This is a genomic window from Ignavigranum ruoffiae (assembly GCF_023195815.2).
Classification (GTDB): domain Bacteria; phylum Bacillota; class Bacilli; order Lactobacillales; family Aerococcaceae; genus Ignavigranum; species Ignavigranum ruoffiae.
Window position 1 is genome coordinate 260,191 of the sequence record NZ_CP096206.2, and the last position, 26,106, is coordinate 286,296.

Consider the following 26,106-nt stretch of genomic DNA (forward strand, 5'->3'; position numbering starts at 1 on the left):
CTAAGCGAGCAATTGCCAAAGGATTCAGCCGAATATCCGCCTTCTTGCTCAGCAGACATTATCCCCATAAATATAAAAAAAATCCCCATTCTATGCTAAATCACACCGTTATCGAGTGCGACTTGAACATTGCTTGACTGAAAAAATTATCAGTCGAGCAATCTTTGTCATTAGAACAAGGATTCATTTTATTAAAATTATGATCTTTTGTTGAAAGACCGTCTTTGGCCCTTCAATACGGGTAGAGAAAATATTAATCGGACTCGGGCTTTGAGCGACCTAATAGATTCAATTAGGCCCGGCGTAATCTTAGCGCATTGAGGACAACCGATACTGAGGATAGACTCATGGCTGCTGCGGCGACCATTGGATTCAATAAATGGCCCCCAAAAGCATAGAAGAAGCCCATCGCCAAGGGAATAACGATAATATTATAGATAAACGCCCAAAAGAGATTTTGTTTGATATTGCGAATAGTAGCTTGACTCAAGTTAAAGGTTTCAACAATATCGGCGAGATCATTGTGAACCAGAATCACATCAGCAGCTTCCACGGCAATATCGGCGCCAGAACCAATAGCGAGACCAATGTCGGCTTGAACCAGGGCTGGAGAGTCGTTGATTCCATCACCAACCATTAGCACTTTTTTGCCTTGAGCTTGTAAGTCTTTTACCACGTTTGCCTTATCAGCAGGGAGAACATTTGCAATAACTCGATCGAGGTGAAGTTGTTGACCAATCGCTTCGGCCGTTTGTTGATTATCCCCGGTTAACATCACTAATTCTAAATCGCGATCTTGCAAATCTTGAATGGCAGCCAATGAAGTTTCTTTGATTTGATCACCCAAATCAAGGCTGGCTACAAATTTATCTGCTAAAGCCACATAAATTGTGGTGAATCCTTGCTGGCTCGCTTCATTGGCTTGGTCTAAATAGCTTTGCGGAATGGTGGCATGTTGAGCAATATAATCCTGCTTACCAATGTAGATTGCATTGTGTTTAACTTCAGCTTGAATACCTTGACCAGTTTCAGCTTGGAAATGATCGACCTCACTTAAGTCAAGTCCTTGATCATGGGCGAATTGGACAATTGCTTGGGCCAACGGATGTTCTGACTGGTTCTCTGCGGAAGCAATCCAAGTTAAAATCTCTGTTTCCCGGTCTTGATATTCTGGAACGATATGGAAGGCTTGTACCTTTGGTTTGCCTTGGGTAATGGTTCCCGTCTTATCAAGGAGGATGACATCGGCTTGTTGAATTTGTTCGAGGGCTTGTCCGCTCTTAATAAGGATGCCTTTATTGGCTGCATTACCAATACCTACCATCATGGCGGTCGGTGTCGCTAGGCCAAGGGCACAGGGACAGGCGATAATGAGGACACTAATCAGAATATTGAGTGCGAAATTCAGCGATTGGCCCCCTAGGAAATACCAGTAACCCGCTGCTAAGACAGCTAGAGTCATAACAATGGGTACGAAGTAGGCTGAAATTGTATCTGCTAGACGGGCGATGGGCGCCTTAGTGGATTGGGCATCTTGAACTAAGCGAATAATCTGCGCCAGGGTGGTATCTTGACCGACACGCGTCACTTCAAATTGGAAAGAACCAGATTGGTTGAAAGAACCACCGGTAACTTTGTCGTCTGTTTGTTTTTCAACGGGCAAACTTTCGCCCGTTAACATCGATTCGTCCACGCTACTTTGTCCTTGAACAATGCGACCATCAAGTGGGATTCTTTCGCCAGGCTTCACTAAGACCCGGTCCCCTACCTTAAGTTTTTCAGTGGGGACATCAACGATGTCTTGGGGACCTTTTACTAGATGGGCAGTCTGTGGACTCAAGTCCATCAGCGATTCAATCGCTTGACTGGTCTTATGCTTGGCCCGATTTTCTAGATAGTTACCTAAGCCGATTAAGACCAGAATCATGCCAGCAGATTCAAAATATAAGACGGGATGTTCTGACTGAGCTGAGTCATTCAGCCACAGGCCAACCGTGGTGAATAAGCCTTGTAAGTAGGCAGCCAATGTACCTAAGGCCACTAGCGAATCCATATTAGGGTGGCCTTTAAATAAAGCTTTGAGTCCCATCGTGAACGTTTGCCGGGCCATAAACATAATGCCAGTCGTCAATATGGCTTGAACGAGGGCATAGGTTTTTGGCGAGTGCATCGGATCAATAAAAGCTGGCAAGCTCAAACCAAGCATGGGCCCCATGGCAATCAGGACGAGCGGGGTGAGAAGTAGGGTCATCCAGATGAGTTTGTGTTTTTCTTGATCTTGTTGGACTAATTTACGTTGGCGTTTTTCTTGATAGGATTGAACATTATCTTCTTGTAATTGAGCCTGATAACCGGCAACGGCGACAGTGTCGACCACTCGTTGAGATTGGGCTTGATTTTTCCAATGAACGGTTAAAGTTTCATTAGCTAGATTGACTTGAGCTTGATCGACTTCTTCCAGCTGGTTGACAGCTTTTTCGATGGTTTGGGCGCAGGAAGCGCAGTGCATTCCTTCTATATTATAGTGTTGGATTTGAGTAGCTGTCTGATTCTGATCTTGTTGAGCTTGGGGGAGAATCAGTTGATAACCTAGATCATCGACCACGTCTTGTAAATCCTTGGCTTGAATACGATGGGGATCAAAGCTGACCCAGACTTCCTCACTTAATAGATTTACGGAAGCCTCTTCAACACCTGCTTGTTTCTTTAGACCTCTTTCAATCGTTTGGGCACAGGAAGCGCAGTGCATTCCTTCAACATCAAAACGAATTTTTTCCATCAGAGTCACTTCCTTTCTATGTAACATCGAGCTAGTGGGCGTGAGCATGATGACAACGACATTGGCCAGGTGGGCACTGACATCGAATGCTTTCAGGTGCCTTGGTGGCTTTAGCTTCTAAGAAACGAATCAATTCTTGGCAATGGTCTTTACTCAGTTCAGTTTGTTTAAGTAAATGAAGGAGTAAACCTTGCCGATCACAGGCGCAGACTTGCTCATACTCTTCGTCAATTCGGGACCAAGTCGCTTCTTCGGCAGAAATCTTAGCAGAGATCAAATAAGGCCGTTGACTGGTATCTTGTTCGATAAATTCTTTCTGCAATAAACGATGAATCAAAGATTTAATCGTGCCTTCTTTCCAATCTTTTACTTGACTGGCGATATCAATAATTTCTCGACTAGAAACTGGACTTTGAGCCCAGATAATGCGCATAATTTCTAGCTCGGCCATCGAAATTTCAGTGGCTGGATGCATTTCATCACCTCCAAAATAAATTATTTATTAGAATTAAAATTTCAAATTTACAAGTGTAAACTCTATGGTTAGTTTACAACTGTAATCGATTAAAGTCAATAAGCATGATTTAGGGTAAATTCCCCTATATAACATACTAAATTTTTTGTAGTGTCAGCAATACAAAATAAAATGAATGAGTCAAGTTGGGAAGTAGAGTGACCCCAAATAGTTGGACCAGAGAGATGAACACTATTTTGTGTTTGTCTCTCTTTTGGTTTAATGATAAATTGTTAAGCCGCTTGCGCTTTTCTATATGCCACAGGACTTAGCCAATTCAATTTTTCTTTAATTCGTTCTTCGTTATAATACTGAATGTAATCTGTGATTGCAGTTTCTAATTCCTTGTAACTTCGATATATTTTCCCATAATACATCTCCTGTTTCATCACACTAAAGAAATTTTCGATCGGGGCATTATCATAACAATTCCCTTTACGCGACATACTTTGGAATACTTGATGTTCTACTAGTAACGCCTGATATTCCTTCATTTGATAAGCCCAGCCACGATCTGAGTGGAAGGTTCGTCGATAGGCGCATTCTTTCGATGCTTCTAAAGCTTCTTTCAACGCCTCAATCATCGTGATCCGATTCGGTTGAGAAGATACTTTAAAACTAATGATTTCTAGATTATACAGATCCATAAAAGGATCTAAATACATTTTCTTAACTTGAAGTTTACCAGAATGATCTTCTTCATAATATTTGAATTCGGTCGTATCCGTAGTAATCTTTTGTCTAGGGATGGACGTCTCAAATCTTCGATTCATCCGGTTAGGAGCAATCCGTCCTAGGACTCCCTTGTAACTATTGTATTTTCGATATTTACGTCCGAAGTTTTTAACCTGAATCTTTAATACTTGACAGAGACGTTGGACTTTCTTTTTATTAATGTGCCACCCTTGGTTAACAAGGGTCGCATGAATCCGACGATAGCCGTAATTCGGATGTTTCTTACGAATCAACAAGATGGCATCTTTGACTTTTTGGTCTGGATCTGATTTTTTCCAATGAGCTTGCCAATACATATAAGTGGATTTAGGAAAATCAATCGCCGCAAGAATCTCAGCTAAAGTAAATCTTTCTTGTTGTCGGAGCTTGTGGATGATTCTTGCTTTGTCTTCATTGCTTTCTGTTGCCGCAAGCTCCTTAGCATTTCCAAGTATTCATTTTTTATCGTTTGCATCTTTAATTCATACTCAAGTTCTTCAATTCGTTTATTTGCCCACTCTAGATCCGTTATCTTCAATGGAATAGAAGAAGTTCGTTTTTCTCTGCTCGTTCGTTCTTGCTTAGACATTGGTGGCCTCCCTGGTTTGCGAGAAAGACCTTCAATCCCGTGGTTATGATACTCTTGACGCCATCTAGGAATCAGTGAAGGATTATTCAATCCCAATTCATTCGCCACATCTTGATAGGATTTCTCACTGGCTTCATACAAAGTGATTGCTTTTAACTTAAAGTTTACACTGTATGTCTTATTTTTTCGAGAGCGCATTAACCCTTTTATTCCTAAAGTTTTATAAGCGTTCACCCAGGTTCTTAATTCTTGGGAGGATTTAATCTTATATTTCTTCGTCAACGTCTTCATCCCGATGGTTCCAGAAAGATATTCGGATACAATTTTCATTTTAAATTCTAAACTATATTTAGCCATACAAATACCCCCTAAAGTTGGATCATTCGGTCCAACTTTAGGGGGTCAGTACAAAGTGTTAAATTTTTGTAAATTTTTTTATTTGAAATTATGGGATTTACGCTATATTTACTTAACCTTTACAAATAATTAATATCAGTTCGTTATTCTGTTTGTAGATAGTTAAATAATTTCAGCGAACCGGTTTTCTCGAAAGGAGGTTAGATGGTGGCAACCATTAATGATGTAGCAAAATTAGCTAATGTTTCGAAAAGTACAGTTTCAAATGTTTTTAGTAAAAAGAAGTACATCAGTCCTGAGTTGACTGAGAAAGTCTTGGCTGCAGCCAAAGAATTAAATTTTCAAACAAATTATTTTGCAAGAACATTAGCAACAAAAACTTCAAAAATTATTGGAATTTCTTTTGAAGCGAATGAAAAGTTTAATTCTCAGTTCCAATTAAATATTATCAAAGGAATACTATCCATATGTGCGAAACAAGGTTATTATCTTTTAATCGAGCCAACTGGTAAAGGTCGAGATGACTACCTGCCGATGGATGGAATGATTAAATTAAATCCAGCTACTGATGAACAGGTTTCTGATACAGTTCCCCATGTTTGGGTAGGTTTACCTCCTGAGAAAGAATTAGGACAGGTTTGTTTTGTAGATAACGACAATCAACTTATAAGCCAAGAATTAACATCGATGATGTCTAGAAAACACCGAAGGATTGTTTATTTAAATACCTATGAAAACAATACGGTTGCGCCTGAACGATATAAAGGCTATCTGAAAGAAATCAAAGAAAAGAATTTAGATAATCTACATTTTTATACACCGAAAGACGCTCTTTTAGAAGACTTTGCATATCACAAAGCCAAAGAATTATTACTTCTAGACAATCCAGTGGATGCTTTTATTTTAGACTCTGATTTAATGGCTCTAGCAATTTATAAATTAGCAAGTGAATTAGATTTACAAATTCCAGAAGATTTTTCAGTAGCTGTCTTTTATTCAAGCATTAATGCCAATAATATTTTTAAACCAGAGCTCACGAGTGTAGATTTGAACGAATATGAGCTAGGAAAAACTGCAGCACAATTACTAATTCAGCAATTACAATCTAACGAACTTATAATCCCTAATTGTATAAATATTAGTGGATCGATAAAAGTAACGAGTTCAGTAAAAATTTAAATAGGAGCGGAGAAATGTCATTTTTATCATTTAATCACGTATCAAAAAAATATGAAGGTACTTCAACAGAAGCGCTTTACGCAGTAAATGATGCAAATATTGAGATTGAACAAGGGGAGTTAGTTGTATTTGTCGGACCATCTGGTTGTGGTAAATCAACAATACTCAGAATGATTGCTGGCTTAGAAGATATCAGCAGTGGTGATATTCATTTAGATGGGAAAATTATTAATGATTTTGAAGTTGATCAAAGAGATATTGCCATGGTATTTCAAGATTATGCTTTGTACCCCCATATGAGTGTAAAAGAGAACATCATCTTTGGGTTAAAAAATCAAAAAACTGACAAAGAAATAATTTCGGAAAAACTTAAAGAATCTAGTAAATTACTTGAATTAAATCATTATCTAGATCGATTACCAAAAAATTTATCAGGTGGGCAAAGACAACGAGTTGCTTTGGCCCGGGCATTGGTTAAAGAACCCAAAGTATTTCTACTAGATGAGCCTTTATCAAATTTGGATGCTAAATTGAGAGTTCAAACACGGAAAATGATTGCTTCTCTTCACGAAAAATTAAAGGCCACTATGATTTACGTAACTCACGATCAGGTTGAAGCTATGACTTTAGGGGATAAGATTGTTGTAATGAATAAGGGAGAGATTCAACAAGTTGATCGTCCAGAAGAAATATATTTAAAACCAAAAAATATATTTGTGGCAAGCTTTATTGGAACTCCATCGATGAATCTTTTTAAGGTAATTTTACAAGATAATTTTACAACGAATATTGGTCATACAACTATTGATTTAGAAGATTATAAAGATGCCCTTAAAGAATATTTAGGAAAGGAGGTGATCCTAGGAATTCGACCAGAAGATATTGAGTTAGAAAATGTTGCTTCTACGCAAGGAATAAAAGCAAATCATGTCGAGTTTTTAGGTTCAGAAAACTTGCTGTATTTTTCTTCTGAGCAAGGAGATTTTATCGTGAAATTACAGGAATCTAGGAAACTAGATAAAGAAAGTATTTATAATATGTCTTTTAGAGCAGATAAGTTACATTTTTTTGATCTGCAAAATGAACAAAGAATAAACAATTAGAAGGAGAGAATTGTATGAAATTGATAAAATTGTCAATGCTTACCCTTACTTTAACAAACTTATTGATAAGTCCTTCGGCTGTAATTGCGCAAGAAAATAATACAGTAGATATTCTAACTAGCGTTACTGGAGGAAAAGATGAAGAAGATGCGAAAGCTTTTAATCAAAAATTAGAAGAACTTACTGGACTAAAAGTTAATATTGAAAAACCAGCAGAAGACTATAATACGGTAGTTCTTCAAAAATTATCAAATGGTGGTGAAGGACTCGATTTAATCTATTTCAATCAGGATCAATTAAATGATCTTGTTGAACAGGGTGCTTTATTAGATATTACCGACTATGTTAAAAACTCGGAGATTCTTTCTGACCCAGAAGTCATTTCACAATCAGAATGGGACAACATTACCATAGATGGTAAATTATATGCTGGTTTTAATAAAAAAGAAATTCATCGGGTTGTTAACCTTAACCAAACTTTGTTAAAAAAGTATAAGATAGAAGGCCTATCCGAAGAAACCTTAGATGGATATTATAAACTATTTAAAGAAATGAAAGATAAAGTTACTGATATTGACAATTTTTATCCATACAATGCTGTAATTAGTAACTTATTTGATTTACAACCTTGGTTTGCTTCTCAAGATATTAAAACTGGAATAGTTATTAACGAAGCGGGAAAGCGCACTGCACCAATAGCTAGTCAAGAAGCAAAACCTGTGTGGGAATGGCTTCGTAGGTTATATCAAGAAGAGTTAATGGACCCTAGTTCTTTAACGGATACTACTAAAGAATTACGAGAAAAGTTTGGTGCTAATCAGACGGGAGTAGTGGTCGATTGGGCAGCATGGACAGGTTTATATAATTCAAATGCTGGTGCCGATTATCCAGATAAATTTGAGGCGGTGCCTTTGGGTGGTACTAAAAACTCAGATGGAAAGTATATGTTGACTAGAGGAGGAGCTTCACTTTGGGGAATTCCTGCTACAAGTGATAATGTTGAAGGTGCTATTAAAGTATTGGAAACTTTTGCGACTCAAGAAGGTGGAATTTTATTATCATTAGGAGCTGAAGGATATGACTATGTTATTGAAGATGGGAAATATAAATTAACTGAAGTAGGGGAAAGTCATGGTAAAGATCATGGAGCTCCCTTCCCAATTTCTGAAAAATTTGAAGCTCCTTTACCTCATAATCCAGGTGTTGATGATGCTATGAAACTGTTGACTTTTGCTTCAACTGAATCCTTTTTGCCAGAATCAGCAAAATATAATGAAATTGTAGCACAAAAGGCAGTGGAGATAATTCGTGGAGACGTGGATGTAGATACTGGTTTAAAAGAAATGCAACAAGCTCTCTTAGATGCCGGAGTTATTGAAGAATAAAGAAATATTATTCACAGATAGAGGGAGATAAAACAATGAACCAACATAAAAAGAAAACTTGGAAATTAATAAAGAAGTATCGGTTTGTGTACCTTTTATTATTACCAGTACTATTATATTTTTTCATTTTTTCCTATCTCCCTTTATTTATGGGAATCGTTCAGAGTTTTCAAAAAGTAAAGTTAATGGGAACAAGTGAATGGGTAGGGTGGCAAAATTATCTAGAGATTATGAAGGATAAATCCTTTATTTCATCAATAATCAATGGTTTTATCATTGGGATTGGAACTCTATTATTAACTTTCGCGTCTTCTTTGATAGTCGCCTTAGGAATCAATGAATTAAAAGAGTCCAAAATAAAAAGAATAATCCAGACCACTTCTTATTTACCTCATTTATTTTCTTGGACCGTGGTGGGTGGAATTTGGATTAATATTTTAGGTCCGAATGGTTTTGTAAATACGATAAGAGGATTTTTTGATAGCAAGACAATTCTATTTATGACGGAGGATGACTTAGCTCAATTAATCATGATTTTAACAGGGGCATGGAAGGGAATTGGCTATATGGCTATACTGTTTTTAGCAAGTATTGTAGCTATTAATCCAAATCTATTTGAAGCGGCACAAATTGACTCGGCTTCTCGTTTAAAACAAATTAAAAAAATAATTATTCCAGATTTAAAACCTACTATGGCAACTGTGTTTATTCTTGGTTTGATGGGACTCTTTACAAATTTTGACCAAGTTTATGTTATGGGGAACCCAGCTATTATTCAAAAAATTAGAACACCTATCTTGTACATATTTGAAAACGGAATTAGTCGATTTAATATTGGTATTGCTACTGCTGGATCAGTAATCGTCTTATTATTGACGATGATTATTATTTTTATTGTGAGATATCTTTTAAGGGAGGATTTATAATGAGAAGAAATCAATTATTCCTTCCAATTAAAATATTAAATTATTTCATGTTATTATTATTGTTTTTATCAATGATTCTACCTATGATTAACATTTTATCAATTGCCTTTTCTAGTAATAAAGCATCCATGTTACCTGGTATATCTTTATGGCCAATAGATTTTTCTTTCGAAGGTTTTCGGTATATATGGCAAAAAGAAAACTTGTGGCGACCCTTACTAAATTCTATATTTGTTTCAACCATTGGCTCAGGTCTACAAACATTATTTTCAGCAATCGCCGCTTTTATTCTTTTAAAAAAAGATTTGCCTTTTAGAACACTTATTTTAAGTTTTATCATGGTTACGATGATGATTCCGGGAGAATTGACCTTGGTTTCCATCTATACATTGAATAAAAATCTTGGCTTCATCAATACCTATCGGGGCCTTATCATTAATGGCCTTGTTTCTGGATTTAGTATTCTCTTGTTAAAAAATTATTTTCAATCCATTCCAGAATCGGTATTTGAAGCAGCCAAAATTGATCGTGCGAGTGAATTAAAAATTTTTAGAAAAATATGTCTTCCCATGTCTAAACCGGGAATCGCTACGGTTTCTTTTATAGCATTCATATCAAAATGGAATAGTTTAATGATTCCTGTAACAATTATTACTGATCAAAAGAAATATACCTTACCTTTAATATTAAAATCCCTAGTATTTAATAGTTCATCTGTTTCAGGGACAGATTTTGTTCCGCCTAATGCCATTATGGCCGCGATTGTAATATCAACCATCCCTCTCATTTTGGCTTATCTAGTCGCTCAACGATATTTAATCACTGGAATGACGTTAGGTTCAGTCAAAGGATGATTGGAGAATAATTATGAAATATATTGAAAAAATCACCTATTTTGTGTCACACGATCAAGAAGGAGAATATATAAAAATCCCCTTTTTTATAAAAAATGATATTGAAAAAATAACTATCAGTTACGATTACTTGAAAGTTTCAAAAGAAATTCAAGACGATAAAATATTAGAAGAGAATGTCAGTATTATAGATTTTTCCATACAAGGACCAAACCAACAGTATTTAGGGTCATCAGGTTCTAATCGTTCTTCTTTATTTTTCTCTCAGAATCAGTCATCAGTAGGATTTATAAATCCAAAAGTAATGATGGGCGAATGGAATATCATTCTTGGTGCTTACAAAGTTCCTTTAGATGGAATCAATGTTACTTATGAGTTCATTCAAGAAAGTAAAGTTCGAAAGTTATTAAAAGGAGACACACATACCCATTCGACAGCTTCTGATGGTAAGTTGCCACTTCATTTATTAGTAGATGTAGCTAAAAATATCGGTCTGGACTATTTAATAATTACAGATCACAATAATTTCAATAATCAGACTGAAAGATTTTCTACAAATGATTTTACATTGATCCCCGGTGTTGAATGGACACGATACCAGGGACATGGAAATTTCTGGGGAATAAATCAGCCCTTTAGTGGATCATTTGATACGGAAAGTTTTCAAGATACCTCAGATTTTATTAAAAGAGGTCAAAGTAAAGGAGCAAAATTTATAATTAATCATCCGTTTTGTGTTGACTGTCCTTGGCTTTCGGGCCTGGATTTGCCATTTGATGCTATTGAAGTATGGAACGGGGGCACGCATTTACAATCAAATTTTGAAGCTCAATTATGGTGGCATGAGCAGTTAATGAAAGGAAGAAAGATATCTGTTACTGGGGGAAGTGATTTTCATTCGTTTGAGTTATTCAGGATGCTTGGATGCCCTACGACGAATATCTATTCTTATAGCTATAATCAGAAAGATATCCTTGAGGCGCTCATTAAGGGGAACTCTTTCATCACTTATACAGTAAATGGACCCGAAATTGATTTTGAACAATCGAATGTTATTTGTGGAGAAACATATCCCCTAGAAACAATGGTACATTTATATTTCACTCATCTTAAAAAAGGACAAAAAATAATAATAATTCTGGAAGATCAAAAAATAGAGTACATTGTGCAGACAAATGAGGTATCCAAAAATATTTATATTAACAGTGGTTCTTCAAAATTTATGCGAATTGAAATATATGGGTCAATTGTTAATCAAGAAATAATAAGTAATCAATTACCTATACTCATTAGTAACCCTATATATTTTGAATCCGGGGAAAAGGAATATGTGTAATAAGAAGGCAATAGATTTGATAGGAAATTCATTGATGTTTGCGATTAGTAAAATTGTACCTTTGACTGTCTTGTCTGGTCTATTTTTGGCTATCGCAAATGCTAGTGCATTTAGTATGGATGCCGAGTTGCAATATTTAGACTGGAATTTAATATCTGCTGATGCAGGTGAATTTTTTAAAAAACTGTATGAAGTAGGGCAAGTCGGTTTTGATTTGATGATACCATTGTTTTGTATGTATTTTGCAAAAGGAATTGGTGGAAAATACGCTTTGATTCCAGCATTTATCGGTGGATATTTGGTGAATTCCGCTGATTTTTTAGGAACAAGCTCTGGTGCGGGGTTTATAGGTGCCATACTTGTTGGAATAATAACGGGATTTTTAGCAAAATTTATTGACCGATTCAATTTGCCTAAATTCCTCTTGCCATTAATGGAGTATTTGATAGCACCTTTATGTCTAACTTTTTTTGTTTTTTTGATCATTTATTTTATAATTGGGAAACCTCTCCCAACCATGGTTGAATTCTTGTATGCTTCTATGAATTACCTGACCAGGCAGTATGAGTATGCTCCCGTGGTTTATGGAATAATACTTGGAGGAATGGTTGGCTTTGATTTAGGAGGGCCGATAAATAAGACAGCAAGTTTGGTTTCCTCGGCAATATTTATCGATACGATGAATCAATATGGAATCGGGGGAGTTAACGCTATTCCTCAAGCGGTTACTGCTTCATCAATATCAGTTGCCCCTCTTGGGCTTGGTATAGCCTCGTTGTTATTCAAGAATCTTTTTTCTCAGCAAGAAAAGATACTCGGTAATTCTGCTCTGTTGATGGGCTTTCTAGGTATTTCAGAAGGTGGAATACCATTTATTATTAAATATCCTAAATTAATTTTAGCTAACACACTGTCATCGGCTTGTGTAGGAGGATTTATTGGTTTTTTTAAAATTCAATTTTTTGGCGGTATTGGTTCCCCATTGGGAGCGGTTGTTGGAGTGACTTCAGGTCCGCATTTTTCTTCTTATTATTGGGTATGTATTATTTTATTAGGGGCTATGTTAAATGCACTGATGTATCGACAAATTTTAAAGCAAATTCACGATAATAATCAAATGAGTTAATTATTATCGATTAAAGTCAATAAGCATGATTTAGGGTAGTTAAGTAAGTCTTATAGTTGAGGCAAAAGCATGTACAAATTCGAGCAAGAGTGGTAAAGTTTTTGATGGACATGTAACACACATGCAGATTAATAAATGGAGGAATGTATAGCATGGGACTGTTTGAAGATTTATCCGCGACAATTAAAGGGAAAGGGAAACGTCTGGTATTTCCGGAAGGACATGATGCGCGTGTATTAGCCGCTGTCGTACGTTTAAAAGAAGATCAATTATTAGATCCAATTTTGGTGGGAAATCCTGAGGAAATTAAAGCGACCGCCCAAGAACTCGGAAAGTCTATTGAAGGTATTGAATTGCTTGATCCTAACCATTACGAACAATTTGATAGCATGGTGGAAGCCTTTGTTGAACGCCGTAAAGGGAAGGCAACCGTTGAACAAGCTCAAGAAATTCTTAAAGATAAGATGTATTTTGCCACCATGTTAGTCTACCTAGACTTAGCTGATGGTTTGGTTGCTGGAGCTACACAATCAACGGGTTCAACCGTTAAACCCGCCCTACAAATTATTAAAACACGAGCTGGTGTTTCATCAACCAGTGGAGTCTTTATCTTAGTTCCTGAGAATGAAGACGAACAAAAATATGTTTTCGGTGACTGTGCGATTAATATTAATCCAACCGCTGAACAATTGGCTGAGATTGCCATTGAATCTGCTAAGACCGCTGAAATCTTCAATATCGATCCTAAAGTTGCTTTGTTGAGCTTCTCAACCAAGGGCTCAGCTTCTTCACCAGAAGTAGACAAAGTTGTTGAAGCGACTAAATTAGCTAAAGAAAAAGCACCTGAATTAGTTCTTGATGGGGAATTACAATTTGATGCGGCGATTAGCGATGTGGTAGGTCAAGCGAAAGCTCCAGGCTCACCCGTAGCAGGTCAAGCGACAGTCTTTATCTTCCCTGAAATCCAATCAGGTAACATTGGTTATAAGATTGCTCAACGTTTAGGAGGTTATCAAGCCTTAGGCCCAATCTTACAAGGTATGGCTAAACCGGTAACCGACTTATCTCGGGGATGTAATGAAGAGGATGTTTATAAGGCTGCGATTATTACGGCCAACCAAGCTTTGCTACAAGGATAATATCCTTTCGAATCAAGCTGATGTGGTGATGAGCCAATGATTTTGAAGAAATCAAATAAGATCAGGTATTTCAAAACAGTTAACTAAGTCACTTATCACCAATCAGCCAAAAGTCAAACCAATGAATCAACAAAAACTCAGCGAATATTTACCTGACCGCGATGAATGCTGGTCTGGGAATAAATATTCGCTGAGTTTTTTTATGGGCTAAATTTGAGTTTGAAGTCATAACTTATTGATAGCTCTTGTAGCAGAATTAGACTTTTAACAACCTACCGTCATTCAAGACTTGGACTTATTCTCTTGTCAACGGAGCCTTCAACTTGGCCACGGTTCTGGCGATATCTGTTGACTGACTTATCGCAGAGATCACGCAGATAGCATCGGCTTGCCTGGCCTTCACTTGGTCAACGTTATTTTCGTGAATCCCGCCAATGGCAAAAATTGGGAAGCTCGGGTCAAGGGATTGCAGTTCGCGCCATTGTTCAAGACCAATGGCGGGGCGCACATTGACCTTGGTTTGAGTGGGGAAGATAGGGCCTGAACCGACATAATCTGCCCCTGCTTCAATGGCAGCGTGAACTTGGTCGCGAGTGTGGGCGGAAAGACCAAGAATGTGTTGGATATCTAATCTTTGGCGGACGAATGAGGCGGATAAATCGTCTTGACCAATATGGATTCCATCCGCATCTATTCTTTCCATTAAATCGAGGTCATCGTCAATGATTAAAGGAATCTGATAGTGACGGCAGATGACCTGAGCTTCACGGGCTAATTGCTCACGTTCTGACGGTGTGAGCTGACTATGGTCTTTATCGCGGAATTGGAAATATGAAATACCCGCTTGACCAGCCTGGTCTAAGCAGTCGATAAACGATCGCATTTGTTGATTTTTCGTTTGATTCGGGAAATTCTGGCTGCCTAAGATTAAATAAATAGGAAAAGCTTGATCCGGAGAGGTACGTTTAAAAGCTCTAGTGTTTGAATTCATGAATCATCACCTGCGGAATATAGTGTTGTGGGTTTTCTTGGAAAGCCCAGTGATTGGTTGGTCCATGGCCGTGGCCAAGACCCAGAGTCTGAGAAATCGCTGCATGAATATAGGCTTTGGCGGATACCATAGCTTGGTCTAAGTCATAGCCGTGAGCTAGGAAAGTAGCTAGCGCAGCTGAGTAGGTGCAGCCAGTTCCATGAGTATGCTGGGTCTCAACACGAGGACAACTTAAGGTGAAAGATCGACCACTTTGGTCCAGATAGAAATCTTCCGCATCTTGACTGGCCGAATAACGATGGCCCCCCTTAATGACAACAGCTTGGGCACCTAAGTCTAGAATAGCTTGAGCCGCTTGTAGGCGTTCTTGGGGATTCCTGATTGTCATTCTGGCAAGCACTTCAGCTTCAGGGAGATTTGGCGTTACAATTCGGGCTAGGGGAATTAAAGATTGACGTAAACTTTCCTGAGCTTCTTCGAGTAAGAGTGAGGCGCCTCCTTTGGCTACCATGACTGGATCGACCACTAGATTTTGGCTCAAATTAAAATCGCGGAGGGCCTGGCTGACGGTTTGAATCAATTGACTATCATGGAGCATGCCGGTCTTCACCGCGCGTACCGGTAAATCTTCAGCGACGGATTGAATTTGCTCGCGTACCATCTCATGAGGAATTGGGTGGATCGACTTTACCCCCATCGTGTTTTGGTCGACGACCGCAGTAATCGCTGACGTTCCAAAACCGGCTAAAGACATGAAGGTCTTTAAGTCAGCCTGAATGCCAGCGCCGCCTGAAGGATCGGTACCCGCAATGGTCAAGACTACGGGGTGTTTTGCTGATTGTACTGAGTGCATCTTATTCTCCTTTCTTTAAAATGTCTGAGTTTCTAGAGTAATCATTGAATCAAGATTGTCCGCTTGCTTACCTTGACTATGGTGATAGAGTTGGTTGATCAACTCGTTTTCTAAATAACCGGGACCATCAACTGCTAAGCTAGCCGCTTGGCCACACCAAGCATAGTAAGCCATGGCTTGACCGCCAATTTCGGCCCCTGCTTCTAACGATAGAAAGGCGGTTAGGATACTAGAGGCCACACAGCCAGTCCCGGTAATCTGACTTAACAACGAATGGCCATGGTCATGATAATATAGCGTCAGACCATCAGTGATAAAATCGCGCGGCCCCGTGGCAATGACTAAGGTTTGATACTTCAGTGCGACTTCTCTACAAATTTGAGCCATCGATTCAGAAGATTGGAGACTATCAATCCCTTTACTGGCCAAAGACTTCTGGCCTAACCGGCCAATCTCGGCATAGTTAGCTCGGATGGCAGTAAATTTATGCTGAGCTAATAAATCCTGGGCTATCTGATAGCGATAGGGAATGGAGGCAATCCCAACCGGATCCAAGACTCTGACTGTTTGCCGTTCTTCACTGATTTGTAAAGATTGTTTCATCGCCTTTAATTTACCAGCGTATAAAGGCGAGCCGAGATTCACGAGGAGGGCTTGGGCTTGTTGAGCAATCTCGGCTGCCCCCTCCGCTTCATCAGTCATAATCGGCGAACAACCTAGGGCTAAGAGTGCATTGGCTTGGAAGTGGCTGGCAATCTGATTGGAAATGCAATGAATTAAGGGACGTTCCTGCCGTAATTGCTGTAGAATTTGAGCATAAGTCAGCTTCATGTCATCATATCCTTTTTTGCTAAATCATCAGCTAGATTATTCTTCATCGAGCAATTTGACTAAGTCTTCGGCTTTGAGAGCTCGTTGAATTGAACCATGTTGATAGAGAAAATCAGCGAACGCTTGATACAAGTCGGGATTAATTTGACCAAAATCGGCCTTCTTGACCATATCTTCTTGTAGTCGCTCCCAAGATGCTTGTTCAATCTCGGGGTCTAGAACATAGGCATTCTCTTGTTTGTCCAGAATCGTCTGCAAGGCTTGATCAGGATCATCGATAGCAGTCTGGAAACCACGTCGTAATGCTCGCATAAAGGCTTGAATGTCTTCAGGCTTATTTTCAATGGCTCGATCTCCAGCCACGAAGATTAATTCATCCGCGTCGGGAACTCCATAATCAGCAAAATCAAAGTAATCCATTTGATAACCTTCTGCCTGAAGCAATAAATATTCATGGTTTAGATAGGCCCCAATCAAGGCATCAACCTTGTCGGTAGCTAGAGCGGGAATCAGATCCCAGCCGACATTGACCATCTGAGTATCCTCATAATTGGCTCCATCATAGGTCATCATCGCTTCCACAATATTCTCTGAGATGGTGGTCGTTGAGTAACCGATGCGCTTACCGGCTAAATCTTTTGGCGATTGGATACCACTTTCTTGCTTATAGATAATGGCATCTAAGCGACCTTGAACCAGCGAAGCCACAGCCTTAACTGGTACATCTTCGGCAACTGCTTGAATCAATACCGCCGGATAAGAAATGGCTAAGTCGGTTTGTCCGGCTCCAGCTAATTTAATCGGGTCATCCACTTCGGCGGGCATGGAGATGGTGAGGTTTAAGCCTTCTTCTTCGAAATAACCTTCAGCCAGGGCTACATAGATCGGGATGTGATTGGCATTGGGATACCAATCCAACATCAGATTGAAATCGTGCAAGTCTTCTTTAGCTCCTGCAGATAAGTTAAGTTGAGTCGGTAAGACCAGCAAAGTTAGTAGGCCAATAATAAGGACATTACGTAATTTTTTCATTAATTTCATCGATCTTTCCTTCTTTCTTGATTAAGATATTTGAGTGAATGATTTTCCAACAGGGTTACTAAATTAAATAAGACAATCCCCATGACTGACAAAGCAATGATTCCGGCGAAGACCCCTTCAGCTTTAATCGAACTCGACATGCGGCGGATATAATAACCTAGACCGGCATTTCCGCCCAGCCATTCGCCAATAACCGCCCCAATCAGTGAATAAATTACCGCTAATTTAATACCAGAATAGATTCCTGGTAAGGCCATCGGCCATTGTAAATAATAGAAGCGTTGCCAACGACTGGCTTCCATCACCCGGAAGAGTTCTAAATATTCTGAGTCGGTTCGTTTCAGCCCATCGAAGACAGCCACCACAATCGGGAAAAAGGTAATTAAGAAAATAATCGCCACCTTAGTCCAGATTTCATAGCCGAACCAAAGCACGAAAATTGGCGACAAGGCAATGGTCGGAATCGTCTGCGAAATCAGCACGAAAGGATAGAAGGCACGCTCCATAAAACGAGAATAATATAGCAAAACCCCAATCAGAATCCCTAAACCAATTGAGAAGACCAGACCTAGGCCGACTTCAGCGAGGGTCAGTTTAGCGTGATCCAACAGAACAGGGCCTTGGTCGACTAGGTTATGCCAAACTTGACTTGGTTTAGGAATAATAAAATCAGGCACCAGCCCGCGGTCGACCAAGATTTCTCCCCCCACACATAAAATCAGACAGATTAAGGCGAAAGGCCAATAGCGGTCAATCCATCTACGTAACTTATCCATAGATAGCCTCCTCAATTTGATGTTTATAGGCAATAAAATCAGGATGATAACGTATATCCATCTGGCGATTTTTGGGCAAGTCTATCTGAAAGCATTGAATTTGCGCCTCTTGATTAGCTTTGAAAGGCTGGAGCACATAGACGCGATTACTTAAGAGAACAGCTTCTTCCAAATTATGGGTAATCATCAAGACGGTCTGTTTCAATTCTTGCCAGATTTCTAACAACCACGTTTGCATCTCTTGCTGGGTAAAGCTATCGAGCGCCCCAAAAGGCTCATCCAATAGCAGAATCTCGCGATTGGCTAAGATAGTGCGGACAAAGGCAGCCCGTTGTCGCATGCCACCGGACAACTGACTCGGTAGAGCGTAAGCATCATCGGCTAATCCTGCTTTAGCTAACCAGGCCAAGGCCCGTTCACGAGGAATAGGACGGCGAGGCCCTAGCTTGGCTGAAAGACAGACATTATCTAAGATATTGGCCCACGGTAGGAGTAAATCCTTTTGAGGCATATAAGCCAGATCACTCACGGCAACCGGTCGGCCACGGAAAGTAATCTCGCCTTGATCTGCTTGATATTGTTGACTGATCAACTTAAATAGGGTTGATTTACCGGAACCGCTTTTACCGACCAGACTAATAAACTCACCCTCGGGCAAGTCAAGATTTAACTGCTTAAAAATTGGCCGCGACGAATTTTGGTGAAAACTAAAATCTAAATTTCTTATTTGTAGCATATCGCACTCCCTCCATAAAAAAATAGCCCCCTAGCGGAGACTAAAAGAGAGCATAAAGCACCTAGCAAGTCGCCAGGCCTTTACGGACATTCCCTGCGGTAGGATTATCTACGTCAGGTTGAGGGTCTAGGAATAACACCTACTCTCAGCACACTATTGTGGCTCCCCTAGTTGATATTTTATTTATTGAATCAGCCATATTTTAGACGAAGATTCAACAGATAGCAAATAATCTGCTGAAAGCGGATTAAAAACTGCTAGAACAAGGTTCAAAGTTTTTTTACAATATTCAAAACTTCTGATAAAATCAGTAGAGCGCTAGGGGTGCCATGGAGGCTGAGAGAGCAATCGACCCTTAGAACCTGATTCGGTTGATACCGCCGGAGGGAAGCGCCAATGACTTATTTGTGTTCTACTGATAAGTTTCATCGCTTCCGAAACGAGATTGTCAATCATAGGGAAAGAAAGGAAGCGAATCAATGTTTAATTTAAATAAATTTGTAGACCGAGTTAAGAGGTGGCAGGATGAATACTAATCAGCGACTCACTAAACATTTATTCTTAGCCATCATGATTGCGTTAGATGTCATTCTTTCACCGATTCTCCGTATTGAGGGCATGGCACCGATGTCCAGTGTGATGAATATCTTAGCCGCGAGCTTGATGGGTGGGCCTTATACTTTGCTGATGGCTTTACTTTGCGGCATCATTCGCATGATTTTATTAGGGATTCCACCTTTGGCTTTGACAGGTGCCGTCTTTGGTGCGTATTTGGCCGGTACTCTCTTTCAGCGTCATCAGCATATCCTCTGGGCGGCGCTCGGTGAAATTATTGGCACCGGTTTGATAGGGAGCTTATTATCTTACCCCGTCATGGTTTGGTTTACGGGAACCAAATCCGGCCTATTTTGGTGGGTGTATACTCCACGTTTTGTCGGTGCTAGTCTGATGGGAAGTGTAGCGGCCCATCTGATTTATCAACAACTATCCAAGATTCCTAAATTCAAACAAATACAAAGGCTCTTTCATTTAAATCAGTAACAAGTTATCTTACCTCGAAAACTCCAGACCAATATTTTAAATCCTGTATAAAGACACGGATGAATGAATTGGCGCTGGAGTTTTTTTGTGCTGGGAAGAAAGTGTCACTTATATCGATCATAGAACTATGAGAAACTACAGGCAGAAGGAGTTGATCACACTAGGGCATAAGAAGATAGGAGAAAACAAGAGTGAAAGAGAGAAAGCTAAATTGGTCAAAGGCGTATCGAGTTTTAAAATATATTCAGCTGAAAATATACTATAAAAAACTAGATCTAATACGCCAGTACCAAAAACATGAACACATGTCGATTGCAAGTTTGAATCAATCGGAGCAAAAAGCTAATCAGGGAACAAATCCATTAAAGCACGCTTGTTTGGATTGGGAGCAAGTGCTAGAAGATGGTAGGTTGATTGAAGCGTTAAAAGCTCTAACCATCAAACAACAGAAAGTTCTCTGGTACGGATTTGTGTGTGATTTGTCACAGAAAGAAATTGCTCAGTTATTAAACATCAGTCATGGAGCAGTCAGTCGTATTCAAAGTAGGGCAATCAAACAATTAAGAGAATTGGCGAGTGAGCAAGATGGATCTTAAATTATTGCAAGCATTTGAAAATTTAGATTATATTTATATTTTATGGCGTCTCGAACCACTTTTCCTTAAGCATTTAAGGGGGGTACCCTTAGACTGGCAAGATGATTTCCTACAAGAATATCGCATTCTTTGTGTCAGAATTGTTCATTATCATTACGCATGTCATCAATGAAATACAATGAATAAGCGTACCCATACAATGATTAAGAATATTATCGCATGTTTGTTAAAGTAAGATTATCTCTTAAAGGGGTGAATAATCTTATGGTAGCAAATCAACCTGGTAAGAGAATCAAAGAGCTACGCATTGAGAAAAATCTATTACAAGAAAAACTTGCAGGCTATTTGAATGTTTCTCAACAAACTGTCAGCAAAATAGAAACAGGTACAAGCGATATCCCCTATGATCTCTTAATCAAGTTGGCGGATTTCTTTAAAGTGAGTATTGATTACATATACGGTCGAACAGAAATTCGTGACATGCTGACCGAGGAGAAAATAATGAACGAATACAATGAGATTATTTCATCATATACTCATTTAAATAAGATTGATCAGAAGACAATACGTACTATCATTAAAAGATTAGAGGAAGCAGAAAAAGAAAAAGGTGATGGTGAATCAGAATTGCCATTTGCGATGATGATCAAATATTTACAGGAGAACTAGAGAGGTATTTGCTCTTTATTGCTGAACGACAGAATATCGATTTTGAGATAGATATTTTCTTTGATGGTTCAGGGCTTATCCGTGCTTTCGAACAGCATCCTAAAAGTGAGTGCTTATACGAACTTTTATTTCTTGATATTGATATGGAGGAAGTTTGCGGCATTAAAGTTGCTCGAGTCATCATCGAATATCCCAATGTACCCTTAATCATATTCGTCTCAGCCTGGAATCATTATATGTCTGATTTGTTTCAGTTCGGCACGTTTCGATTTTTTGAGAAACCCATCAAATACAATCTATTGGAAGAAGCCGTATATCAAGCTATTCAATTGATTGAAAACAAACGTCCTTATTTTTATTTTAAATCACAGCAACGCGTTTACCGAATTGTACTGAAGCAAATTGTATATTTTGAAAGTAAACAAAGATTAATCTATTTATATTGTTCACAAGGAGAGACGCATCGATTTTATGGTCAATTGGATGACATCGAAGGAGACATTAGGAAATTTCATCCCAATTTCATTCGTAGTCATCAATCCTATTTAATAAATGGGCAATATATCAACGAATTTGATGCCAAATCGGTCCGTCTGGAATTGAATCATGAACGCATAACCTTGCCAATAAGTCAGAGTCGACGTCAAGAATTTTTAGAACGGGTAGCCTATCTATTTGGAATTTAAATCAGGAATCTTCTACTTCTAGGAGGTCTTCCATACTTAGACCGAAACGTTTGGCAAGATAATAGAGTAAATAGACTGAGGGCAAACTATAACCATTCTCAATCCGAGAGTATTGCCGTCTAGAACAAAGTCCGGTATAAATATCTTTTTGAGTTAACGCGCGTTGAGCGCGTATTTTTTTACCAATAAATTTCATCATAAAACCTTCTTTCTTGGAATTTAAGCCAAGCATAAGGTCTTTTTGCCGTGAAATAAGAGATCTTGTCATAAATACAACAAATTTTGTCATAATTCATGTAAACTATTCCGCCGTTTGGCTCGTCTTTGGAGTGTGACTATATTCTGAAAGGGGGATGACCAAATGGAGGAAGTCATCAATTTAATTGCTAATTTTGGATTTCCAATTGCTTTAGTGATTTATTTCTTAGCACGTTTTGAAAAGAAGCTCGAAGAATTATCGACGCTATTAACCCATCTTTCTTGGGTGATTGAGCATATATCAGAGACAAATAAAGTAAAAGAAAGACGCCGCATAGGTAAATAAATTCACTCAAACTTTCGTCTTATAGATGTAAGTAATATTACTTACAAGTATGCGCATACAAAGAATATTTGAAAGGATGATTTGATGACAATCGAGCAGAGAGCTAAACAAGTATGGGATTTCTTTATTCAGCAAGGATGGACTGGTCAAGCGATTGCCGGTATGTTAGGGAACATGGAATTAGAAAGCGGAATTAATCCAGACCTTCACGAGTATAGTGGCGGTGGGGGCTATGGCTTAGTTCAATGGACACCTGGATCTGTACTGATGAATTGGGCTCAACAACAAGGCTTGGATTATCGCCTAATGACCACTCAACTCCAACGGATTCAGTATGAACTTGAGACAGGGAAGCAATTTGATCATCAGTCGATGACCTTCAGACAATATAGTCAAAGTACTGCAAGTCCAGAATATTTAGCCGAAATCTTTGTCTTTGCTTATGAGCGACCAAGTGCTCAATATGCAAAAGTGGCTGAACGACAAGCTAGTGCTCGTAAGTGGTTTAATTTATTGAATGGTTCAACATCAACACCAAAGGAGACAACTAACATGGAAAATAAATATTATACTGTCGTGGCTGGAGATTCGCTCTGGGCGATTTCACAAAAATTTGGTCTGACCGTCGATGAACTCTGTCAACTTAATGGGATTACGGTTAATTCTGTGATTCATCCCGGGGATCGCTTAATCGTCGGTAAGACAAATAATTCAAATCCTTCCAACCCAAATCCGACGCCAACGCCGAATCCAAGCCAAGACCTTCGCTTACAGAAGTTGGTCAATTGGTTCTATGAGAATATGGGTCGGATTAAATATAGCCAAGCTCTACGTATGCAAGAGAACTATGCAGACTGTTCTTCAGCTGTCTATCGTGCTTTAATCTATGCTGGCTTCTTACCTCAAGGAACTTATTGGGGCAATACAACTACCCTCTTTCAATTAGAAGGTAGCCTGTTAATCCCAATTCAACGCTCAGAAGCTCGGTATGGTGATATCTTTATCTCGGGCTACAAGCCTCAGGGTTCCCATACAGGAGTCTTTGTTAGCAACCAAAAGATTGTCCATTGTGTCAATGAGAAATATGATATTAAGGAAACTGAGTTAGAAGGATGGTATGGTGGTGGCTATGTCTATTGCTATCGTTTGAAAGGGGTTAGTCAACGTGTCACACCGACCCCACAACCTGATCCAACCCCACAACCAGGTACTGAAACTGTAGCTCAAACCTATGGTGAGACTGGTCGCTTTACTGCTAATCAACGGTTAGCAATTCGTAATCAGCCATTAGCTTCGGCCGCTGCCGCTGCCTACTTAGAAGTGGGCGAATCAGTGAACTACGACCGTGTGTATATTACCAATGCTTATGTATATATTAGTTATATTAGTTATTCAGGGGTACGTCGTTATGTGGCTATTCGAACAATCAAGAATGGGGTCAAAGGACCATTATACGGTACCATTATTTAAGTGTGTCTGATTAGAAGATTCCAGGCGATCTATCTTATCTTACGAGATAGGTCGCTTTCTTTGTTGAGGAGGTAGTGATGGATTATTTAAGTTGGGAAGAAAGATTAGCTGACCAATTGGTAGCATATTTATATCGGAGGAGTTCGATTAATTTAAGTTCCGAAGATTATGAACTGTGTTTACTTGGAGCAGAAATTTTAATGATTAACTTTATCAAAATTGGCATGATTTATATCAGCGCCTATTTGGTTGGTGTGTTTGTTGAAAGTTTAATGGTACATATTCTATTTTATCTATGGCGAAAAACACGATCTAATCCATACCATGCAGAAAAAGGTTACATGTGTACATTGATTAATTTGTCAATATTTGTAGCCTTACCTTGGAGCATCAAATATTTAATATTGCGATAGAATTTATCAACAAAAACAAATATAACATGATAAAATAGAGGGGTAGATAAGATGATTGAGGGTATAATGAGTATTTTTTCTATTATTGGTAAGATAGCTGTTTCAAATAAAAGAATGTGTCTAGGCCTCGCCTACACTCCAAAAAAATATAGAGTAATACAAAGTAGGGATAAATAATGGAAATTTTCGTTGTCGTGTGCCAGATTTTTGTATTTTATATTAATTCAAAAATTATTATCGGAGATATACGTATTACTAAAAAAGAATTTTTATATTTATTAATTTGTTGTGTTTTGAGTACTTATTCTTTTACCTTAATAGGTGTTTATGCCTCAATTATTAATGTATTATTATATATATTATTGCATTATATAAGGTTAGGAGATATTATAAATAGTATTTTTGTCTCGACATATGGGATTATTTTAGGTTTGATTGCGGATCACTTTGTTACCCTAATTGAGTTTTCCATTTTTGGGGCATTTGAAGAAGTGATATTTTTTAGAATAATTACATGGTCTTTAATTTCAATAATAATTTCGTATATTTGTTATTTAATAATTGAAAAGATTAAATATAATTTAAATAACCGTTCACTTTCTAAATTGAAATTATTTGCTACTATATTAGGTGGATTTACTTTAATTGCTTTCTATGTTTCAATTTTTATGGAAGTTGAGCTTGGTAATACTTATGATTTAGTGAAGACAAATTTTATCTTTTTCATTATTTACTCTTTATTAACTGTCGTAATTCTCTTTGTCTATATGCGTGTAAATCGCCAACATCAAAAAATCAAAGAGAAACAGATCGAGTTTCAAGCTTTGCAGAACTATACTCAGTCGCTAGAGCAGAGTTATAATACTTTGCGTAAATTCCGTCATGATTATAAGAACCTGCTGATTTCTCTGGATTCCTTGTTAGATGAGGGCGATCTTGCTGCGATTCAGAAATTTATCAAGCAGGATATGCAAGTGGAAGCTAATAAATTACTTGCCACTCGTAATAATCTTGATGATTTAAGTAAATTAAATATTTCGCCGTTGAAGGGTTTAATTTTGGCCAAGCTTTGGCAAGTTAATCCGCAAAAGATAGAGGTAAAGCTTGAGATTAATCAACCTGTCGAACAATTAAAGATGGAGCCAATTGATTGTGTTAAGGTTGTAGGGATATTACTGGATAATGCGATCGAAGCGGTCCAAGAAGTTGGCTCAGGTCAGATTCGCCTGACTTGTTTTCAATTACAGCATTCTGTGCATTTGATAATTGATAACACTTATGTGGGGGAAATGATCCCCACCAATCAATTATTCCAGCCTGGATTTTCGACGAAGGGCCAACAGCGGGGACTAGGATTAGCCAATGTACGTGAAATTATTGCCCAATATCCCGATGTTTCTATCGAAACCCAAATTAAGGGGCAGATATTCAGTCAACATTTAATTATTCCAGCGTAGG

Annotated in this window: 28 protein-coding genes and 1 riboswitch; of the genes, 17 read left to right on the forward strand and 11 right to left on the reverse strand. The window is 38.5% G+C overall.

The features are described 5' to 3' along the window. Positions 1-292: 292 nt before the first annotated feature. The 4 genes from M0R79_RS01275 to M0R79_RS09255 form a co-directional block, all read right to left on the reverse strand. On the reverse strand, positions 293-2,779 hold the full coding sequence (locus M0R79_RS01275; RefSeq protein WP_248416756.1) for a heavy metal translocating P-type ATPase: 2,487 nt from the start codon (positions 2,777-2,779) through the stop codon (positions 293-295). 31 nt (positions 2,780-2,810) lie between these two features. Continuing rightward, entirely contained in the window at positions 2,811-3,254 is a 444-nt protein-coding gene (locus M0R79_RS01280) for a BlaI/MecI/CopY family transcriptional regulator (RefSeq protein ID WP_248416755.1), read from the reverse strand. Between the two features lie 272 nt (positions 3,255-3,526). Beyond that, positions 3,527-4,462: an IS3 family transposase gene (locus M0R79_RS01285; RefSeq protein WP_310795419.1), complete on the reverse strand. Its 936-nt coding sequence runs from the start codon at positions 4,460-4,462 to the stop codon at positions 3,527-3,529. Further along, positions 4,366-4,953, reverse strand: a complete 588-nt coding sequence (locus tag M0R79_RS09255; RefSeq protein WP_310795404.1) for a helix-turn-helix domain-containing protein — start codon at positions 4,951-4,953, stop codon at positions 4,366-4,368. The genes M0R79_RS01285 and M0R79_RS09255 overlap by 97 nt, the downstream gene beginning before the upstream one ends. A gap of 207 nt (positions 4,954-5,160) precedes the next feature. Between M0R79_RS09255 and M0R79_RS01290 the strand changes: the two genes are divergently transcribed. The 8 genes from M0R79_RS01290 to pta all read left to right on the forward strand — a co-directional run bounded on the left by M0R79_RS01290 (position 5,161) and on the right by pta (position 14,001). Next, positions 5,161-6,132: a LacI family DNA-binding transcriptional regulator gene (locus tag M0R79_RS01290; protein ID WP_259560775.1), complete on the forward strand. Its 972-nt coding sequence runs from the start codon at positions 5,161-5,163 to the stop codon at positions 6,130-6,132. Between the two features lie 14 nt (positions 6,133-6,146). Beyond that, positions 6,147-7,235 (forward strand): ABC transporter ATP-binding protein, encoded by a 1,089-nt coding sequence (locus M0R79_RS01295; RefSeq protein WP_248416753.1) that lies wholly within the window; start codon positions 6,147-6,149, stop codon positions 7,233-7,235. Positions 7,236-7,249: 14 nt separating this feature from the next. Further along, a complete protein-coding gene (locus tag M0R79_RS01300; protein ID WP_248416752.1) occupies positions 7,250-8,620 on the forward strand; it encodes an extracellular solute-binding protein in 1,371 nt (456 codons plus the stop codon). Positions 8,621-8,655: 35 nt separating this feature from the next. Then, on the forward strand, positions 8,656-9,546 hold the full coding sequence (locus M0R79_RS01305) for an ABC transporter permease subunit (protein ID WP_248416751.1): 891 nt from the start codon (positions 8,656-8,658) through the stop codon (positions 9,544-9,546). Further along, on the forward strand, positions 9,546-10,400 hold the full coding sequence (locus M0R79_RS01310; protein ID WP_248416750.1) for a carbohydrate ABC transporter permease: 855 nt from the start codon (positions 9,546-9,548) through the stop codon (positions 10,398-10,400). The genes M0R79_RS01305 and M0R79_RS01310 overlap by 1 nt, the downstream gene beginning before the upstream one ends. A gap of 13 nt (positions 10,401-10,413) precedes the next feature. Further along, on the forward strand, positions 10,414-11,736 hold the full coding sequence (locus tag M0R79_RS01315) for a CehA/McbA family metallohydrolase (RefSeq protein ID WP_248416749.1): 1,323 nt from the start codon (positions 10,414-10,416) through the stop codon (positions 11,734-11,736). A gap of 34 nt (positions 11,737-11,770) precedes the next feature. Beyond that, positions 11,771-12,862 carry a PTS transporter subunit EIIC gene (locus M0R79_RS01320; protein WP_248416748.1) on the forward strand — a complete coding sequence of 364 codons (1,092 nt, stop codon included), beginning with the start codon at positions 11,771-11,773 and terminating at the stop codon, positions 12,860-12,862. 152 nt (positions 12,863-13,014) lie between these two features. After that, positions 13,015-14,001: a phosphate acetyltransferase gene (pta, locus tag M0R79_RS01325; protein ID WP_248416747.1), complete on the forward strand. Its 987-nt coding sequence runs from the start codon at positions 13,015-13,017 to the stop codon at positions 13,999-14,001. Positions 14,002-14,296: 295 nt separating this feature from the next. Here pta and thiE read toward each other — a convergent pair whose 3' ends face one another. Genes thiE through M0R79_RS01355 form a run of 6 tightly spaced genes read right to left on the reverse strand, consistent with a single transcriptional unit; the run spans position 14,297 to position 19,229 of the window. Next, positions 14,297-14,992, reverse strand: a complete 696-nt coding sequence (gene thiE, locus M0R79_RS01330) for a thiamine phosphate synthase (RefSeq protein ID WP_248416746.1) — start codon at positions 14,990-14,992, stop codon at positions 14,297-14,299. Then, positions 14,976-15,845, reverse strand: a complete 870-nt coding sequence (gene thiD, locus M0R79_RS01335) for a bifunctional hydroxymethylpyrimidine kinase/phosphomethylpyrimidine kinase (RefSeq protein WP_248416745.1) — start codon at positions 15,843-15,845, stop codon at positions 14,976-14,978. Before thiD ends, thiE begins: the two co-directional genes overlap by 17 nt. 15 nt (positions 15,846-15,860) lie before the next feature. After that, complete coding sequence (gene thiM / locus M0R79_RS01340) at positions 15,861-16,676, reverse strand: hydroxyethylthiazole kinase (protein WP_248416744.1); 816 nt, start codon at positions 16,674-16,676, stop codon at positions 15,861-15,863. A 36-nt stretch (positions 16,677-16,712) separates the two neighbouring features. Further along, positions 16,713-17,717 carry an ABC transporter substrate-binding protein gene (locus M0R79_RS01345; RefSeq protein WP_248416743.1) on the reverse strand — a complete coding sequence of 335 codons (1,005 nt, stop codon included), beginning with the start codon at positions 17,715-17,717 and terminating at the stop codon, positions 16,713-16,715. Then, positions 17,714-18,493, reverse strand: coding sequence for an ABC transporter permease (locus M0R79_RS01350; protein WP_248416742.1), 780 nt, complete (start codon positions 18,491-18,493; stop codon positions 17,714-17,716). The genes M0R79_RS01345 and M0R79_RS01350 overlap by 4 nt, the downstream gene beginning before the upstream one ends. Next, positions 18,486-19,229, reverse strand: coding sequence for an ABC transporter ATP-binding protein (locus M0R79_RS01355; protein ID WP_248416741.1), 744 nt, complete (start codon positions 19,227-19,229; stop codon positions 18,486-18,488). The genes M0R79_RS01350 and M0R79_RS01355 overlap by 8 nt, the downstream gene beginning before the upstream one ends. A 310-nt stretch (positions 19,230-19,539) precedes the next feature. Then, positions 19,540-19,635: riboswitch (TPP riboswitch) on the forward strand. A 119-nt stretch (positions 19,636-19,754) separates the two neighbouring features. Between M0R79_RS01355 and thiW the strand changes: the two genes are divergently transcribed. The 5 genes from thiW (at position 19,755) to M0R79_RS01380 (ending at position 22,221) form a co-directional block, all read left to right on the forward strand. After that, positions 19,755-20,270 carry an energy coupling factor transporter S component ThiW gene (gene thiW, locus M0R79_RS01360; RefSeq protein WP_259560787.1) on the forward strand — a complete coding sequence of 172 codons (516 nt, stop codon included), beginning with the start codon at positions 19,755-19,757 and terminating at the stop codon, positions 20,268-20,270. A 191-nt stretch (positions 20,271-20,461) separates the two neighbouring features. After that, positions 20,462-20,866, forward strand: a complete 405-nt coding sequence (locus M0R79_RS01365) for a sigma-70 family RNA polymerase sigma factor (protein ID WP_248416740.1) — start codon at positions 20,462-20,464, stop codon at positions 20,864-20,866. Then, on the forward strand, positions 20,856-21,038 hold the full coding sequence (locus M0R79_RS01370) for a hypothetical protein (RefSeq protein WP_259560791.1): 183 nt from the start codon (positions 20,856-20,858) through the stop codon (positions 21,036-21,038). The genes M0R79_RS01365 and M0R79_RS01370 overlap by 11 nt, the downstream gene beginning before the upstream one ends. Before the next feature lie 92 nt (positions 21,039-21,130). Further along, positions 21,131-21,535, forward strand: coding sequence for a helix-turn-helix domain-containing protein (locus M0R79_RS01375; protein WP_248416739.1), 405 nt, complete (start codon positions 21,131-21,133; stop codon positions 21,533-21,535). Positions 21,536-21,543: 8 nt separating this feature from the next. After that, entirely contained in the window at positions 21,544-22,221 is a 678-nt protein-coding gene (locus M0R79_RS01380; protein ID WP_248416738.1) for a LytR/AlgR family response regulator transcription factor, read from the forward strand. Position 22,222: 1 nt separating this feature from the next. On the opposite strand, the gene M0R79_RS01385 is transcribed toward M0R79_RS01380, so the two are convergent. Further along, entirely contained in the window at positions 22,223-22,420 is a 198-nt protein-coding gene (locus M0R79_RS01385) for a helix-turn-helix transcriptional regulator (RefSeq protein WP_248416737.1), read from the reverse strand. 162 nt (positions 22,421-22,582) lie between these two features. Here M0R79_RS01385 and M0R79_RS01390 point away from each other — a divergent pair, with 162 nt between their 5' ends. The 4 genes from M0R79_RS01390 (at position 22,583) to M0R79_RS01405 (ending at position 26,105) form a co-directional block, all read left to right on the forward strand. Further along, positions 22,583-22,765 (forward strand): YvrJ family protein, encoded by a 183-nt coding sequence (locus M0R79_RS01390; RefSeq protein WP_248416736.1) that lies wholly within the window; start codon positions 22,583-22,585, stop codon positions 22,763-22,765. A gap of 84 nt (positions 22,766-22,849) precedes the next feature. Further along, complete coding sequence (locus M0R79_RS01395) at positions 22,850-24,235, forward strand: phage tail tip lysozyme (RefSeq protein ID WP_248416735.1); 1,386 nt, start codon at positions 22,850-22,852, stop codon at positions 24,233-24,235. A 77-nt stretch (positions 24,236-24,312) separates the two neighbouring features. After that, the gene (locus tag M0R79_RS01400) at positions 24,313-24,648 is read left to right on the forward strand and encodes an accessory gene regulator B family protein (RefSeq protein WP_248416734.1); all 336 of its coding nucleotides are present in this window, start codon (positions 24,313-24,315) and stop codon (positions 24,646-24,648) included. Positions 24,649-24,824: 176 nt separating this feature from the next. Then, positions 24,825-26,105 (forward strand): sensor histidine kinase, encoded by a 1,281-nt coding sequence (locus M0R79_RS01405; RefSeq protein WP_248416733.1) that lies wholly within the window; start codon positions 24,825-24,827, stop codon positions 26,103-26,105. The last annotated feature ends 1 nt before the right edge of the window (position 26,106 follow it).

Coding starts and splice junctions, on each gene's coding strand:
- M0R79_RS01275 (WP_248416756.1), bottom strand. CDS start 2,779: ATGGAAAAAATTCGTTTTGATGTTGAAGGAATGCACTGCGCTTCCTGT.
- M0R79_RS01280 (WP_248416755.1), bottom strand. CDS start 3,254: ATGCATCCAGCCACTGAAATTTCGATGGCCGAGCTAGAAATTATGCGC.
- M0R79_RS09255 (WP_310795404.1), bottom strand. CDS start 4,953: ATGGCTAAATATAGTTTAGAATTTAAAATGAAAATTGTATCCGAATAT.
- M0R79_RS01295 (WP_248416753.1), top strand. CDS start 6,147: ATGTCATTTTTATCATTTAATCACGTATCAAAAAAATATGAAGGTACT.
- M0R79_RS01300 (WP_248416752.1), top strand. CDS start 7,250: ATGAAATTGATAAAATTGTCAATGCTTACCCTTACTTTAACAAACTTA.
- M0R79_RS01305 (WP_248416751.1), top strand. CDS start 8,656: ATGAACCAACATAAAAAGAAAACTTGGAAATTAATAAAGAAGTATCGG.
- M0R79_RS01310 (WP_248416750.1), top strand. CDS start 9,546: ATGAGAAGAAATCAATTATTCCTTCCAATTAAAATATTAAATTATTTC.
- M0R79_RS01315 (WP_248416749.1), top strand. CDS start 10,414: ATGAAATATATTGAAAAAATCACCTATTTTGTGTCACACGATCAAGAA.
- M0R79_RS01320 (WP_248416748.1), top strand. CDS start 11,771: ATGTTTGCGATTAGTAAAATTGTACCTTTGACTGTCTTGTCTGGTCTA.
- pta (WP_248416747.1), top strand. CDS start 13,015: ATGGGACTGTTTGAAGATTTATCCGCGACAATTAAAGGGAAAGGGAAA.
- thiE (WP_248416746.1), bottom strand. CDS start 14,992: ATGAATTCAAACACTAGAGCTTTTAAACGTACCTCTCCGGATCAAGCT.
- thiD (WP_248416745.1), bottom strand. CDS start 15,845: ATGCACTCAGTACAATCAGCAAAACACCCCGTAGTCTTGACCATTGCG.
- thiM (WP_248416744.1), bottom strand. CDS start 16,676: ATGAAGCTGACTTATGCTCAAATTCTACAGCAATTACGGCAGGAACGT.
- M0R79_RS01345 (WP_248416743.1), bottom strand. CDS start 17,717: ATGAAATTAATGAAAAAATTACGTAATGTCCTTATTATTGGCCTACTA.
- M0R79_RS01350 (WP_248416742.1), bottom strand. CDS start 18,493: ATGGATAAGTTACGTAGATGGATTGACCGCTATTGGCCTTTCGCCTTA.
- M0R79_RS01355 (WP_248416741.1), bottom strand. CDS start 19,229: ATGCTACAAATAAGAAATTTAGATTTTAGTTTTCACCAAAATTCGTCG.
- thiW (WP_259560787.1), top strand. CDS start 19,755: ATGAATACTAATCAGCGACTCACTAAACATTTATTCTTAGCCATCATG.
- M0R79_RS01370 (WP_259560791.1), top strand. CDS start 20,856: ATGGATCTTAAATTATTGCAAGCATTTGAAAATTTAGATTATATTTAT.
- M0R79_RS01375 (WP_248416739.1), top strand. CDS start 21,131: ATGGTAGCAAATCAACCTGGTAAGAGAATCAAAGAGCTACGCATTGAG.
- M0R79_RS01385 (WP_248416737.1), bottom strand. CDS start 22,420: ATGATGAAATTTATTGGTAAAAAAATACGCGCTCAACGCGCGTTAACT.
- M0R79_RS01390 (WP_248416736.1), top strand. CDS start 22,583: ATGGAGGAAGTCATCAATTTAATTGCTAATTTTGGATTTCCAATTGCT.
- M0R79_RS01395 (WP_248416735.1), top strand. CDS start 22,850: ATGACAATCGAGCAGAGAGCTAAACAAGTATGGGATTTCTTTATTCAG.
- M0R79_RS01400 (WP_248416734.1), top strand. CDS start 24,313: ATGGATTATTTAAGTTGGGAAGAAAGATTAGCTGACCAATTGGTAGCA.
- M0R79_RS01405 (WP_248416733.1), top strand. CDS start 24,825: ATGGAAATTTTCGTTGTCGTGTGCCAGATTTTTGTATTTTATATTAAT.